This window comes from Pseudomonas sp. B414 (assembly GCF_055408445.1).
On the sequence record NZ_JBUZTQ010000018.1, the window covers coordinates 29,828 to 44,773 of the forward strand.

Below are 14,946 nucleotides of genomic sequence, written 5' to 3' on the forward strand. Positions count from 1 at the left end.
TCACAAAGCGCCAATGTTGATCTGGCTCAACACTTGAGCGTGATAAAGTCCGCTACCGACCACGCCCGAGACGATATCTGCGATGACCCCCTTCCAGGAATTTGATGCCGAACTAGAAAACTGGAACACGTTGCGCACCAGCACACCGTGCAACGGTCTGCTGATCGGCAACGGCGCAAGCATGGCCGTGTGGCATGACTTCTATTACGAATCACTGTTCGACAAAGCCAAAAGCGTCACCGAAAAGCCCCTGAGCCAGACCGAACTCAGCGTGTTCGAGGCCCTTGGCACGCGCAATTTCGAACATGTGCTCAGCGCCCTGAAAACCGCGAGCAAGGTCAACAAGGCGCTGGCCATCAACTCGGCTTCGCCGCGCAAACGTTATTACGCGATCAAGGAAGCCCTGATCAACTGCACCCAGGACGTCCATATCCCCTGGCGCCTTATGCAGGCCGAAACCCTGGCCTGCTGGCACGAAGAACTGGCACGCTACGCCACGGTGTATTGCTCCAACTATGATCTGCTGGCGCCCTGGGCCGTGATGCAGGCACCCAAACAGTTCAACGAGCTGTTCAATACCCCCGGCTCGACCTTTGAGCTGAGTGCCAGTACCGCCAAGGGCAAAGCCACCCGTGTGCTGTACCTGCACGGTGCGCTGCATCTGGTGAGGAACCAGGAAGGCAAGGCACGCAGAATTACCGCCAATGAGCCAACGCTGTTGAGCAACTTTGCGATCAACCACTCGATCAGCGCCCTGGACGATGTGCCATTATTTATCAGCGAAAGCAGCAGCGACGACAAACGCAAATCCATTCGACAGTCCGATTACCTGTCGTTTTGCCATGAACAATTGATGACCCATAAAGACGCGCTGTGCATCTTCGGTCACAGCCTGGGCGAACAGGACCAGCACCTGATCGATGCCCTGCGCCAGGCCCCGTTGAAAACCCTGTGTATCGCCATCTACCCGCGCAGCGAGGCGTTTATCCGCTTCCAGAAAAATCATTACAGCGCACTGTTTGCCGACAAGAAGCTGGCGTTGCGCTTTTTTAATTCAAAAACCCATCCACTGGGTTATACGAAACATTCAGTACCCGTGGAACTGTAAACCCCGTAATCGCTGCCGCAGGCTGCGGCAGCGACTACAAGGGCACACATGACCGATTTCAGCGCATCAAAACTTCTCTTTGATCACCGTTGTCGGGCCATTGTGTTTAACGCTGGCAATGCCTTTATCCCGCGCGGCTTCTGAGGAGTACAGTTCGCTGGTGCCGATGATCTGGTGATTGGCTGCCTTGAGGTTGAAGTAGGGTTTGCCATCTTTCGCCACTTTCTTCTCGTAGCGCTCATCCAGCGGGCTGTTGGCCTGCACCGAGGCGATGCCGTTTTGGGCAGCACTCTGCGTGGTGTACTGCTCGCTGACCAGAATGGTTTCGGCATTTGCTGCCTTCAATACAAAACGGAACTGCCCGCTGCTGGTCTTGCTCAACTCGTACCAACCCGACATAGCCTTTCTCCTGGATAATTAGGATGTTTACTCTTTATCCAGTAAAGACCTCATCTACCGTTTATGCGCAGGTATTATCCAGAAGTAACATTACACATTCAGGCCAGTTGACGCGTCACCACACTCAACTCCGGGACCTGTACCCGGCGCTGAGCCAGATAGCGGGTACAGCTCACACGCAAAAACGACGCGAAGTTGACCACTTCACCGCGATAATCCATCACCTCTTCATACAACTTGGCCACCAATTGGTTAGTGGTCATGCCGTCAACTTCGGCGATTTCGCTGAGAATGTCCCAGAACTGATTTTCCAGGCGCAAGGTGGTGACCACGCCGCAAATACGCAACGACCGTGAGCGCGATTCGTACAGAATCGGATCGGCTTTTACATAGAGCTCACACATGGCCACCCCTCCTTTTACAAGGTGATTTTGGTACCGAGCAACCCCAGGAACGCCGCCAGCCATGCAGGGTGTGCAGGCCAGGCCGGTGCCGTGGCCAGATAGCCCTGCACATGGGCCTTGGTCACATCGATATCGATATAAGTACCGCCCGCCAGGCGTACTTCTGGCGCACAAGCCGGGTACGCACTGCACTCACGGCCTTCCAGGATGCCAGCAGCTGCCAGCAATTGCGCGCCATGACACACGGCAGCAATCGGCTTGCCCGCCTTGTCGAAGTCACGCACAAGCTCCAGTACTTTTTCGTTTAAACGCAGGTATTCCGGCGCACGCCCACCCGGCACCAGCAGCGCGTCGTAATCACCTGCCTTGACCTTGTCGAAATCAAAATTCAGGGCAAACAAATGTCCGGGCTTTTCGCTGTAGGTCTGGTCGCCTTCAAAGTCGTGGATAGCAGTGCGCACAGTCTGGCCCGAGGTTTTGCCCGGACATACCGCATGCACCTGATGGCCAACCATCAACAGCGCCTGGAACGGCACCATCACTTCATAGTCTTCGACGTAATCGCCAACCAGCATCAGAATTTTTTTCGCTGCCATGCTGCGTGCTCCTGTGGGGTAAGACCTTGGGCCAGTAAGAGTAGCCAAGGTAACCCCTGCGCGCCCGGCCGGGTAATAGCCAGGTACTACGTACCCGCCAGACGCAACTTACAGGTTTATTTCAACAAGCCATCCGCTTGCAACAGAGTTTCCAAGCAGTGTTCCTGAATGTTGTAGAACGCCTTGAGCTCCTGGATTTTCACCAGCAACTGCGCCGGGTCCAACGGTTCGGCGCGTTTGACCGCGAGAATCATCTTGTTCTTGTTGGTGTGCTCCAACGAGATGAACTCGAACACCTTGGTTTCATAACCGCAGGCCTCAAGGAACAGCGCGCGCAGGCTGTCAGTGACCATTTCGGCCTGCTGGCCCAGGTGCAAACCGTATTGCAGCATTGGCTTGAGCAGCGCCGGGCTCTGGATTTGCAGGCGGATCTGCTTGTGGCAGCACGGCGAGCACATGATGATCGCCGCGCCCGAACGAATACCCATATGGATGGCATAGTCGGTGGCAATATCACAGGCATGCAGGGCGATCATCACGTCGATCGGGGTCGGCGCAAAGCTGCGCACATCGCCATGCTGGAAGGTCAGCCCCGGGTGTTCAAGGCGCTGGGCAGCGTTATTGCACAGCGTGACCATGTCTTCGCGCAGCTCAACCCCGGTGACCATGCCTTCGGCTTGCAGGCTGTGGCGCAGGTAGTCGTGAATGGCAAAGGTCAGATAGCCCTTGCCCGAACCGAAATCCACCACCTTGACCGGCTGATCGAGCTTGAGCGGCGAGTTGCTCAGGGCGTGGGAAAACACCTCGATAAACTTGTTGATCTGCTTCCACTTGCGCGACATCGCCGGGATCAGCTCTTGCTGCTTGTTGGTCACGCCCAGATCCGCGAGAAACGGTCGGGACAGATCCAGAAAGCGGTTTTTCTCGCGATTGTGCTCCGCCGACGGCACTTCGCGCTCTTGCTGGCTCTTGCCCTTGAACAGCGAGCTTTTGCCCTTTTTGCTGTATTCGAGCTGCACTTCGTCGGTCAGGGTCAGCAGGTGGGCGTTTTTGAACGCTTCTGGCAGCAGCGCAGCAATATTGGCCACACCTTCTTCAAGGGGAAAATTCTTGGTGATATCACGGGTTTTATAGCGATAGACAAAGGACAGGCAAGGCTGCTCCTTGACCGTCACCTGCTTGATGATCACCCGCTGCAGCTCGGCCTCGGGGCCGACGTACTTGGCCAGCACCAGCTTGATAAAGGAATTCTGAGCCAGGCCGGTTTCCAGCAGGTTCAAAAATTGCGCACGATGATCCGGCACAGACGCGGCGGTGGTAGCAGTCACTGACATTGAAAAAGGTGCCTCAGGGGGTGCAGGAGGGGAAATCAGAAAACAATGGCGGGCATTTTAGGCGGGTTGGCGGCGCAGGGCACGGGGTAATTTTGCTGCGCAATATTCAACAGTGCACTGATAAGCGCCATTTCTGCAATTGCAAAGACTCAGTGGCGTAACCAACCACATGAAATTGACATGGATTAAACCCTGGAAATGCCGGCCGGCATACATAAGCGGTCATTCGAACAACACAAACTTGACACTTCAACTATTTATCATATCGACAAACATGCCAGCCATGAAAAATTATATATAACCATCACTGGTTCCTGTGCAGCATCCATACTGATCTCCAGCATCATAGGTGTTACCACCAACAATAATACTTATACCTACATTACCTACATTATGTGGGGAAGGCGACAAACTCATAGCCCCGGATGAATTACCAACTGACCCTCCGCCAAATCCAACCTCACCACCACCGCCTTCATGATACACTTTTTTATCGGGCACAACTACTGAGTGAGGCAGCAACTCACCATCCTCCGCGCTCAAAATACAGGCAAGCATCATATTGGAGTACTCCCACCTCAGCGCATCACGGTCAACAAACCTCATATCAGGTGCACAGAAATACCCCAAGTAATTGCTGGAAGGATTACTGTTAAAGAAATCTCCAGCCGACTTCATAAGTCGACCAAGTGTTTCAGAGTTAATGATCGACAGCAAACTCACCCCTGCAGAAACCACGGCAATCCCTACGACAAGGTTAGAACCAGCTCCAACCAAAATAGCGAAAGTGCCAATAATTCCTGCCACATTCCCTATCAGACTTAATACATCTCCTGGTCTTATTTCTCGACCCTCTCTGATATCCACTCCCACCTTCAAAAAAGTGATAGTGCCTGCGATGATATTGCCAGGCATGCTTATGATTGGCACATAAGGGCCAGCCAATTTTGTCACTGAAGTAATACTGGCGATAACAGCCCCGGTCTGTGCCGTCTGACTCACCAACTCCATTCCTTGGTTATTAACTATAAACTGATCTGAGATTGCAGTTGCACCCGAACCGACTGTAGCACCGTCATTAATCACACCTATAATTATTTCTGTTTTCCCTGCCATCTGCTATTCCTCAATTATTGTTTTAAACGCCAGAGTCATCCTGACCTGATCGCACTTGGCCGAAGGTGATCGAGCTGCATGGGGGATTCGCCCATCGAACACAACCACTCTCTTTGATTTAGGAAGCACCGCCTTAATAATATTTTCTTTAGTTTCATCGTAAAAAACCAGCTCACCACCCCACGAGGTCGGCCAATACTCATTGCAAAATACAATAATGGTTAAACCCGGATGAACTTTATTATCTCGATGAATAATCGTGTCTTGGCCAAACGTCTGTCCATTTGCATAAACACCTAGCAAGGTCGCTTTAAATTTATGCAATGCTAAAAATCGTTCCCACACACCCGTCAAAAACCCCCAAGCCTGATTGCCCCTCAACTCCTCAAGGCTTGACTGGCCAAGCGGGCGACCCTTGCCGGCTATAAATACATGCCAGCATGGTCTGATAAAGGGTAAAGTCTCATAATTTGGCCAGTTATACCGCCACACCTCTCCCTTGAGCTGAATATTGATTTCACTCTCTTCAGCTTCTGTCAAAAAATCATCAATCACATAAATTGACTCGTCAATTTTCTCTATCATCATTGAATCCCTTCCTTTGGCAAGATCGATTATAAATACCGTACTTAATTATATAAAACACAAAATAACTTATAGCCAAACAGAAATAGACCATCATAATATAACCCCTAGCATTATTACCCTTCGCCCATTGCGCTATCTGCTGACGGCTCATCATCAGTCGAAATTCATCATCATAGACGGCCCACACAAATTTATTATCGGTATCTGCGTCTACAGCCACCCATAACTTTTTATGCTTGCGAACACCCAACAACCTGGCTTCACGACTGGGAAACTCAATACTATATTTATAATCACTCTCAACTCGCTCCACATCAAAATACAAATACGCTGATGATTTTGACCCAGTCAAAGGCTGGGTAACATAGGCGCTGAGCAGCACCATTTTTTTCGGCACCGGTGGCACTTCCACCAACTCATTCCACATCATCAAACCAAGCCCAAACATAAGCAGACAACCAAAGACCATCACCACTAAATCCATGGGAGTCGCCACGTAATCAGGCGATATATAGAAAGGTGACTTCTTCATCCCAGCCTCTTACTCATCTGATTTAAAACTAAACTTTCAATACTGATATGGCAACGCTACCGATGTAGGGGATCCATCACTCCCCGGGCCCCGTCGCCCACACGACCAACCTCCACTATTAGTGCCATACGGCTCCCTACGCCGTACTTGAACAACAATGACGATACGTGATCCCGAACCGTAAAATCACTAATGCGCAGCCGTTGCGCTATCTTCTTGTTTGTGTGTCCCTGCACAAGCAATTCAAGCACCTCCCCCTCTCTACATGTAAGCTTCATTCCTTTTCTCCAAATTCTTACCATGCCTCTGAGCCCATTCAAAAACACCCAGACACAATACAACCTAGCCATCATTTAAAAAAATGACAACACAGATCTTCAAAATATCGAAAACTATAATCAACGCATACATATATTACAAATCAACAAGAACTTACTTACAAACAGATAAGAAACAAACCTCAAAGAGAAAACCACAAAAGCCCGACACTTCTTATCGAAGTGTCGGGCATATCAAAATCAAAGAGAAAATTATTACAACATCACCAACCGATTCGGCAATTGATTACGCGGCTGGGTTTTCGGTATGTGCTGCGCGAGCAACTCAGCGCTGGCATCGATGCAGGCAATAAAACCCTCAGCGGTATGCCCCAATGCCACACGGCGCACGAAGTCGTTGACGATGGAGCCCCAGTCGCTGTCGTGCAGATGCCGGGAGATGCCTTCATCCACCAGGATTTCGACGTAACGCTCGGCCTCGCTGACAAAAATCAGCACCCCGGTGCGGTCCTGGGTGTGATGCAGCTTTTGCTCCAGAAACTGGCGCCGCGCCAGGTTGCTGGCGCGCCAATGCCGCACACGGGGCGGGATCAAGCGGGTAGTGATAGCCGGGATGCGAAAGATCAGGCTGAGGAAGACAAAGCTGGCCCATTGCAGCATCAGCAAGGAATAGGTATCCACGCCACCGATCAGAAAATGCACCACTGCAGGCACCAGCAAGGCCACCAGGCTGGCCCACAGCAAGGGGATATAGCTGTAGTCGTCGGCACGCGGGGCCAGTACGGTGACGATTTCGGCATCGGTGCGCTGTTCGGCACGGCTGACGGCTTCTTCGACCTGCCGTTGTTGCTCTAGGGTTAACAAAGCCATAACTGTCGATACTCATTAAAAAGTGAATTACCAGCCGCCGGAAGCGCCACCGCCGCCGAAACTGCCGCCACCGCCGCGAAAGCCACCGCCTCCACCACCGCCAAAACCGCCGCCACCAAAGCCGCCCGAGCGCGAACCACCGCCGCCACCCGAGTTGCATATGCCATAGAATTGGCAGGCTGCAACGACCAACACAAACAGTATAAAAAGCAGCACAACCACGGTGGGGTGTTCGGCCATAAAGTCATTGCCAGCGCCTTGCCCGCTGGCGTAGGCGGGTTCGGGCAAGGGTGCGCCGCCCAATACTTGCAGGATGGCGTCAACCCCGTCGCTGATACCTTGGTTGTAGTCCCCTGCTTTAAAGGCCGGAGTGATGACCTGATTGATGATCACCGAGGACTGGGCGTCGGTGAGGCGATCTTCCAGGCCGTAGCCGACTTCGATACGCAATTTGCGGTCATCGCGGGCAACGATCAGCAAGGCACCGTTGTTTTTGTCCTTCTGCCCGATGCCCCAGGCACGGCCCAATTGGTAGCCGAACTCTTCAATGGGGGTGCCTTGCAGGTCGGGCACGGTGACTACCACCACTTGCTCGCCGGTGGTTTTTTCGTGCGCCTCAAGCTTTTGCGTCAGTTGCTGGCGCGTCGCGGGGGCGAGCATTTGCCCGTCGTCCACCACCCGCCCGCTGAGTGCGGGAAATGTCAGCGCCTGGGCCGTGGCTATAAATAGCCACAGCAGCAGGCCCAGGCCCAGTCTTGATACGCGCATCGTCACCTCAAAAATTGAATCTGACACCTGACAATTTGTGGGAGCGGGCTTGCTCGCGATTCAGACGCTGCGGTCAGCCTGCCGAACCGCGTTGATGCCATCGCGGGCAAGCCCGCTCCCACAAAAAGGGAGGGATCTGCATAAGCCCGTTAAAACTTCACTTCTGGCGCTTTGTCGGCATCCGGGGTGGTGGCTTCAAAGTTGGGGCGAACCGGCAGGTCGCTGTACATCACTGCATGCCACAAACGCCCCGGAAAGGTGCGTATCTCGGTGTTGTAGCGTTCAACCGCGAGGATAAAGTCACGACGGGCCACGCTGATGCGATTTTCCGTGCCCTCAAGCTGCGATTGCAGCGACAGGAAATTCTGGTTGGACTTGAGGTCCGGGTAGCGCTCGACCATCACCATCAATCGGCTCAAGGCCCCCGTCAGTTGGTTTTGCGCTTCCTGGAACTGCTTGAGCTTTTCCGGGTTGTTCAGGGTGCTGGCATCGACCTGGATCGAGGTTGCCTTGGCCCGCGCTTCAATCACCGCCGTCAGGGTCGCCTGTTCCTGTTTCGCCGCGCCCTTGACCGTTTCGACCAGATTGGGGATCAGGTCGGAGCGGCGCTGGTACTGGTTCTGCACTTGTGACCAGGCTGCCTTGACCTGCTCGTCGAGGGTCGGAATGGTATTGATGCCGCACCCGGCAAGCACACTACTCAAGGCCAACAGGGCCATGACTTTCCACCCCGGGGCCCTAATACTTTGTATTCCCATGTTTGTGACGCTCCGAAATAACCACATTGGGTTTATTGACCACACACCACGCCTAAAAACTCCCGGCAACACTGGATTGCTCGCGGTGAATCAGCTAAAAGACTCCCTGCCATGCAGGAATACTCTGTTCTAAAGGTAGGTCAAAACTTTAATCCAAGTACTCCTGATACCTCCCCAGAACAATATCGCTGCACGAGCGCAGGCTTGCCTCGCTTCAAGTGAGCGGCTGCGCAGAAGAATCCAATGAGAAATATGTGTTTGCTGGGCATCGTCATCAGCCTGGCCAGTCACACCGCGTGGGCCCAAACCCCACCCGCCCCGCTTGCGCCAAAAGATGTATTTGTTGCGCAACTGCTGAAAAAAATGACCGAGGCTGAAAAGATCGGGCAATTGCGCCTGATCAGTATCGGCCCGGAAATGCCCCGCGAGATGATCCGCAAGGAAATCGCCGCTGGCCGTATCGGCGGGACATTCAATTCCATCAGTCGCGACGAAAACCGCCCGATGCAAGACGCCGCCATGCGCAGCCGTCTGCAGATCCCGATGTTTTTCGCCTATGACGTGATCCACGGCCATCGCACCATTTTCCCGATCAGCCTGGCCCTGGCGTCGAGCTGGGACATGGATGCCATCAGCCTGAGCGGCCGCATCGCCGCCAGGGAAGCCAGCGCCGACAGTATCGACCTGACCTTTGCGCCTATGGTCGACATTGCCCGTGACCCGCGCTGGGGTCGCACCTCCGAAGGCTTCGGTGAAGACACCTACCTGGTTTCGCGCATCGCCAAGGTCATGGTGCAAGCCTATCAGGGTGCATCCCCTGCCCTGCCCGGCAATATCATGGCCAGCGTCAAGCACTTCGCCCTGTATGGCGCAGTGGAAGGCGGACGGGACTACAACACCGTCGATATGAGCCCGACACGCATGTTCCAGGACTATCTGCCGCCCTACCACGCCGCGATTGAAGCGGGCGCGGGCAGCGTGATGGTGGCCCTGAACTCGATCAATGGCGTGCCAGCCACCTCGAACATGTGGCTGATGCAGGATTTGCTGCGCAAGCAATGGGGCTTTAAAGGCGTGGCGGTGAGCGACCACGGCGCGATCATCGAACTGATCAAGCACGGCGTGGCCAAGGACAGCCGCGAGGCCGCCAAACTGGCGATCAAGGCCGGTATCGACATGAGCATGAACGACAAGGCCTACGGCGAAGAGCTGCCCGGCCTGCTCAAGTCCGGCGAAGTTCCGCAGAGCGATCTGGATAATGCCGTACGTGAAGTGCTCGGCGCCAAGTACGACATGGGCCTGTTTGCCGACCCATACCTGCGTATCGGCAAGGCTGAGGATGACCCGGCCGACACCAAAGCCGAAAGTCGCCTGCATCGTGCCGAAGCCCGCGAAGTGGCACGCAAGAGCCTGGTCCTGCTGAAAAACCAGAATGACACCCTGCCCCTGAAAAAGCAGGCACGCATTGCTCTGGTCGGTCCGCTGGCCAAGGCTCCGATCGATATCATGGGTAGTTGGGCAGCCGCCGGGCAGCCTGCGCAATCTGTGACCGTATATGACGGTATGCGCAATGCCATCAGCCAGCAGGACAACCTGATCTATGCCCGTGGCGCCAATATCACTGACGACCAAAGCGTCGTCGACTACCTGAACTTCCTCAACTTCGATGCACCTGAAGTGGTCAACGACCCGCGCCCGGCGCAGGAGATGATCGACGAGGCAGTCAAGGCCGCACAGCAGGCAGATGTGGTGGTTGCCGTGGTAGGCGAATCCCGGGGCATGTCCCACGAGTCGTCGAGCCGCACCAATCTGGACATTCCAGCCAGCCAGCGCGCCCTGATCACTGCGCTCAAAGCCACCGGCAAGCCGCTGGTACTGGTTTTGATGAATGGCCGCCCGTTGTCGATCGACATGCAACAGCAGCAGGCTGATGCAGTGCTGGAGACTTGGTTCAGCGGCACCGAAGGCGGTAATGCGATTGCTGACGTACTGTTCGGCGACTACAACCCGTCCGGCAAACTGCCGATCACCTTCCCACGCTCGGTTGGCCAGATTCCGACTTACTACAGCCATCTGAGCATTGGCCGCCCCTTCACACCGGGCAAGCCGGGCAACTACACCTCGCAGTACTTCGATGAGGCCAACAGCCCGCTGTATCCGTTTGGCTATGGCTTGAGCTACACCGACTTCAGCCTGTCGGCTGTAACTCTGTCGGCCAAAACCCTGAAACCGGGCGCGACCCTGACGGCCAGCGTGACGGTGAAAAACACCGGTAAACGTGCAGGGGAAACCGTGGTTCAGCTGTATGTTCAGGACGTCACTGCGTCCATGAGCCGAGCGGTCAAGGAGCTGAAAAACTTCGAGAAGATCATGCTCAAACCTGGCGAGCAGAAGGTCGTGCAATTCACCCTCAGCGACAACGACCTGAAGTTCTACAACGCGCAGTTGCAGCATGTCGCCGAACCCGGCGAATTCAACGTGCAAATCGGCCTGGACTCGCAAAACGTCGAGCAAAACAGCTTCCAGTTGCAGTAATTCCGCACAATTGCCGGGCAGGCCCCCTGCGGCCTCCCGGCACGTCTTTTCGCTTGACCTTTTCTATCTTTGCGCCCGCCAGAAAATGCGTTCGGACAGCGCTGTTTTTTGTGGTAGGGTTCGCGCCCTCAAAATGCAGCACAACGGATTTGTTCCGGCTAAATCCGGTGACAAACGGCTAAATGCCGGTGCAGTGCGGCCTACGTGGACCTTCAAGCTTTCACACACAATTTACACACAGGGTTATCCACAGGCAGTACGTTGCACAACCCCTATAAAACGCATATCTTGTATCAGCTCCGCCAAAAAACCCCATATGTAGGGTTTCAGGCCAAAAACCCAACACAACTCAGACGAGAATTTCAAGCCCTTTTCTCGCGCCTGTCGGGTTAAACCAAACGCAGTTTTCAAAGTCCAAGCCGCTTATGCGGATGGCAACCGCTTTCCAACCCAAAGGTCGGAAAGCGGCCCGGGTGTTGCAGTAAAAATACTGTCATCCAACAGGAATACGGTTTTACGCGGTCTGCGTGAACCAGGACTTCGGCACGGAAGCGGCTTAACCCCCCTTCTGTACGTCCCGAAGTTGTTATGCCCGGCTCATTACCGGTTGTAGTGCTTCAGGACGGAACGGTGGGCACCCAAAAGGCGCCCAAACAAACATAGAGAATGTGGAGACACCCCCATGCAAACCGATACAACTCGCGAGAACTCGCAGGGTACCGATTCAAATCTGGATCTGTCTGCGACCGCGCCAGGCCAGCTGCGCGTGATCAAACGTAACGGGGCTGTAGTTCCTTACACCGATGACAAGATCACCGTTGCCATCACCAAGGCGTTTCTCGCAGTTGAGGGTGGCAATGCTGCCGCTTCGTCGCGCATTCACGACACCGTTGCACGCCTGACCGAACAGGTTACTGCAACCTTCAAGCGCCGCATGCCATCGGGTGGCACCATCCACATCGAAGAAATCCAGGACCAGGTTGAACTGGCCCTGATGCGCGCCGGCGAGCAAAAAGTGGCCCGCGACTATGTGATCTACCGTGACGCACGCTCCAAAGAGCGCGCCACCCGCGCACCGGCCGAAGACGCCGTGCAGGCGCACCCGTCGATCCGCATCAGCCTTGCCGACGGCACGTTCGCGCCGCTGGACATGGGCCGCCTGAACACCATCGTGACCGAGGCCTGCGAAGGCCTGGCAGAAGTCGACGGCGACCTGATCCAGCGCGAAACCCTGAAAAACCTCTACGACGGCGTAGCGCTGAGCGACGTCAACACCGCCCTGGTGATGACCGCCCGTACCCTGGTAGAGCGCGAGCCGAACTACTCGTTCGTGACCGCCCGCCTGCTGATGGACACCCTGCGTGCCGAAGGCCTGAGCTTCCTGCAAGTCGCTGACAGCGCCACTCACCACGAGATGGCCGACCTGTACGCCAAGGCTCTGCCTGCTTACATCGCCAAAGGTATCGAGTTCGACCTGCTGAACCCGGTGCTGGCCACCTTCGACCTGGAAAAACTGGGCAAGGCGATCAACCACGAGCGCGATCAGCAGTTCACTTACCTGGGTCTGCAAACCCTGTACGACCGTTACTTCATCCACCACGATGGCGTACGTTTCGAACTGCCACAAATCTTCTTTATGCGTGTGGCCATGGGCCTGGCGATCGAAGAAAAGCAGAAAGAAGACCGTGCAATCGAGTTCTACAACCTGTTGTCGTCCTTCGACTACATGTCGTCGACCCCGACTCTGTTCAACGCCGGTACTCAGCGTCCGCAGCTGTCGAGCTGCTACCTGACCACCGTGCCGGACGACCTGTCGGGCATCTACCACGCGATCCACGACAACGCCATGCTGTCCAAATTCGCCGGTGGCCTGGGCAATGACTGGACGCCGGTACGTGCACTGGGTTCGTGGATCAAGGGCACCAACGGCAAATCCCAGGGCGTTGTACCGTTCCTGAAAGTGGTGAACGACACTGCCGTAGCCGTTAACCAGGGTGGCAAGCGTAAAGGCGCCGTGTGCGCTTACCTTGAAACCTGGCACATGGACATCGAAGAGTTCATCGAACTGCGCAAGAACACCGGTGATGACCGTCGTCGTACCCACGACATGAACACCGCCAACTGGATCCCTGACCTGTTCATGAAGCGCGTCTTCGATGACGGCCAGTGGACCCTGTTCTCGCCGTCCGAAGTACCGGACCTGCACGACCTGACCGGCAAGGCCTTCGAAGAGCGCTACGAGTACTACGAAGCCCTGTCCCAGTACCCGGGCAAGATCAAGCTGTTCAAGACCATCCAGGCCAAAGACCTGTGGCGCAAAATGCTCTCCATGCTGTTTGAAACCGGCCACCCATGGCTGACCTTCAAAGACCCGTGCAACCTGCGCAGCCCGCAGCAGCACGTCGGCGTGGTACACAGCTCGAACCTGTGCACCGAAATCACCTTGAACACCAACAAGGACGAAATCGCCGTTTGCAACCTGGGTTCGATCAACCTGCCGAACCACATCGTCAACGGCAAGCTGGACACCGACAAGCTCAAGCGCACCATCGACGTAGCCGTTCGCATGCTCGATAACGTTATCGACATCAACTACTACTCGGTGCCGCAAGCCCGCAACTCGAACTTCAAGCACCGTCCGGTTGGCCTGGGGATCATGGGCTTCCAGGACGCCCTGTACCTGCAGCACATTCCTTACGCGTCGCAAGCCGCCGTTGAATTTGCCGACAAGTCGATGGAAGCGGTCAGCTACTACGCGATCCAGGCGTCCTGCGACCTGGCTGACGAGCGTGGCGCTTACGAGACCTTCCAGGGTTCGCTGTGGTCCAAAGGCATCCTGCCACTGGATTCGCAACAGATCCTGATCGAGCAGCGTGGCCAGAAGTACATCGATGTTGACCTGAACGAATCCCTGGACTGGGCACCGGTTCGTGCCCGTGTACAGAAAGGCATTCGTAACTCCAACATCATGGCCATCGCACCGACCGCCACCATCGCCAACATCACTGGCGTATCGCAGTCGATCGAACCGACCTACCAGAACCTGTATGTGAAATCGAACCTGTCGGGCGAATTCACCGTGATCAACCCGTACCTGGTTCGCGACCTGAAAGCCCGCGATCTGTGGGACTCGGTGATGATCAACGACCTGAAGTACTACGACGGTTCCGTGCAGCAGATCGAACGCATCCCGCAAGAGCTCAAAGAGCTGTATGCCACTGCGTTTGAAGTGGACACCAAGTGGATCGTTGACGCCGCCAGCCGTCGTCAGAAGTGGATCGACCAGGCTCAGTCGCTGAACCTGTACATCGCTGGCGCTTCGGGCAAGAAACTGGACGTGACCTACCGTATGGCCTGGTACCGTGGTCTGAAAACCACTTACTACCTCCGTGCCCTGGCCGCGACCAGCACCGAGAAGTCCACCGTCAACACTGGCAAGCTCAACGCAGTATCGAGCGGCAACCATAGTGAAGACGTCGTCGCAGCCCCTGCCGGTCCAGCACCGGTGCCAAAGGCCTGCGCGATCGACGAGCCGGATTGCGAAGCTTGCCAATAAGCTGAGCTGGCAGGCGGGTCAAACCGCCTGACCCAAAACCCCCGTCAAACCCTGGTAACAGCTGGGTTTGGCGGGGGTTTTGTTTTGTGGGGAGAAAAAACTCC

General features: G+C 55.1%; 14 protein-coding genes. 3 read left to right on the plus strand and 11 right to left on the minus strand.

What is annotated here, in order from left to right; genetic code table 11:
- Positions 1-82: 82 nt before the first annotated feature.
- Complete coding sequence (locus ACZRMH_RS15950; protein ID WP_464014223.1) at positions 83-1,108, plus strand: DUF4917 family protein; 1,026 nt, start codon at positions 83-85, stop codon at positions 1,106-1,108.
- A gap of 66 nt (positions 1,109-1,174) precedes the next feature.
- Here the strand turns inward: ACZRMH_RS15950 and ACZRMH_RS15955 are convergent, their stop codons facing one another.
- The 11 genes from ACZRMH_RS15955 to ACZRMH_RS16005 form a co-directional block, all read right to left on the minus strand.
- On the minus strand, positions 1,175-1,507 hold the full coding sequence (locus tag ACZRMH_RS15955) for a YegP family protein (protein ID WP_464014224.1): 333 nt from the start codon (positions 1,505-1,507) through the stop codon (positions 1,175-1,177).
- 98 nt (positions 1,508-1,605) lie between these two features.
- Positions 1,606-1,911, minus strand: coding sequence for a ribbon-helix-helix domain-containing protein (locus tag ACZRMH_RS15960; RefSeq protein WP_464014225.1), 306 nt, complete (start codon positions 1,909-1,911; stop codon positions 1,606-1,608).
- A gap of 14 nt (positions 1,912-1,925) precedes the next feature.
- Complete coding sequence (locus ACZRMH_RS15965; RefSeq protein ID WP_464014226.1) at positions 1,926-2,507, minus strand: DJ-1/PfpI family protein; 582 nt, start codon at positions 2,505-2,507, stop codon at positions 1,926-1,928.
- A gap of 116 nt (positions 2,508-2,623) precedes the next feature.
- Entirely contained in the window at positions 2,624-3,841 is a 1,218-nt protein-coding gene (locus tag ACZRMH_RS15970) for a class I SAM-dependent methyltransferase (RefSeq protein ID WP_464014227.1), read from the minus strand.
- A gap of 291 nt (positions 3,842-4,132) precedes the next feature.
- Positions 4,133-4,957: a hypothetical protein gene (locus ACZRMH_RS15975; RefSeq protein ID WP_464014228.1), complete on the minus strand. Its 825-nt coding sequence runs from the start codon at positions 4,955-4,957 to the stop codon at positions 4,133-4,135.
- Positions 4,958-4,960: 3 nt separating this feature from the next.
- The gene (locus ACZRMH_RS15980) at positions 4,961-5,545 is read right to left on the minus strand and encodes a 2OG-Fe(II) oxygenase (RefSeq protein ID WP_464014229.1); all 585 of its coding nucleotides are present in this window, start codon (positions 5,543-5,545) and stop codon (positions 4,961-4,963) included.
- Positions 5,526-6,077, minus strand: a complete 552-nt coding sequence (locus ACZRMH_RS15985) for a hypothetical protein (RefSeq protein ID WP_464014230.1) — start codon at positions 6,075-6,077, stop codon at positions 5,526-5,528. The genes ACZRMH_RS15980 and ACZRMH_RS15985 overlap by 20 nt, the downstream gene beginning before the upstream one ends.
- Before the next feature lie 56 nt (positions 6,078-6,133).
- The gene (locus ACZRMH_RS15990; protein ID WP_464014231.1) at positions 6,134-6,355 is read right to left on the minus strand and encodes a LuxR C-terminal-related transcriptional regulator; all 222 of its coding nucleotides are present in this window, start codon (positions 6,353-6,355) and stop codon (positions 6,134-6,136) included.
- A 255-nt stretch (positions 6,356-6,610) separates the two neighbouring features.
- Entirely contained in the window at positions 6,611-7,225 is a 615-nt protein-coding gene (locus ACZRMH_RS15995; RefSeq protein ID WP_464014232.1) for a TPM domain-containing protein, read from the minus strand.
- Between the two features lie 27 nt (positions 7,226-7,252).
- On the minus strand, positions 7,253-7,993 hold the full coding sequence (locus tag ACZRMH_RS16000) for a TPM domain-containing protein (protein WP_464014233.1): 741 nt from the start codon (positions 7,991-7,993) through the stop codon (positions 7,253-7,255).
- A gap of 149 nt (positions 7,994-8,142) precedes the next feature.
- The gene (locus ACZRMH_RS16005) at positions 8,143-8,751 is read right to left on the minus strand and encodes a LemA family protein (RefSeq protein ID WP_464014234.1); all 609 of its coding nucleotides are present in this window, start codon (positions 8,749-8,751) and stop codon (positions 8,143-8,145) included.
- Positions 8,752-8,994: 243 nt separating this feature from the next.
- Between ACZRMH_RS16005 and bglX the strand changes: the two genes are divergently transcribed.
- Both bglX and ACZRMH_RS16015 read left to right on the plus strand, forming a co-directional pair.
- On the plus strand, positions 8,995-11,286 hold the full coding sequence (gene bglX / locus ACZRMH_RS16010; RefSeq protein ID WP_464014235.1) for a beta-glucosidase BglX: 2,292 nt from the start codon (positions 8,995-8,997) through the stop codon (positions 11,284-11,286).
- Positions 11,287-11,968: 682 nt separating this feature from the next.
- A complete protein-coding gene (locus ACZRMH_RS16015) occupies positions 11,969-14,842 on the plus strand; it encodes a ribonucleoside-diphosphate reductase subunit alpha (protein ID WP_464014236.1) in 2,874 nt (957 codons plus the stop codon).
- Positions 14,843-14,946 lie beyond the last annotated feature (104 nt).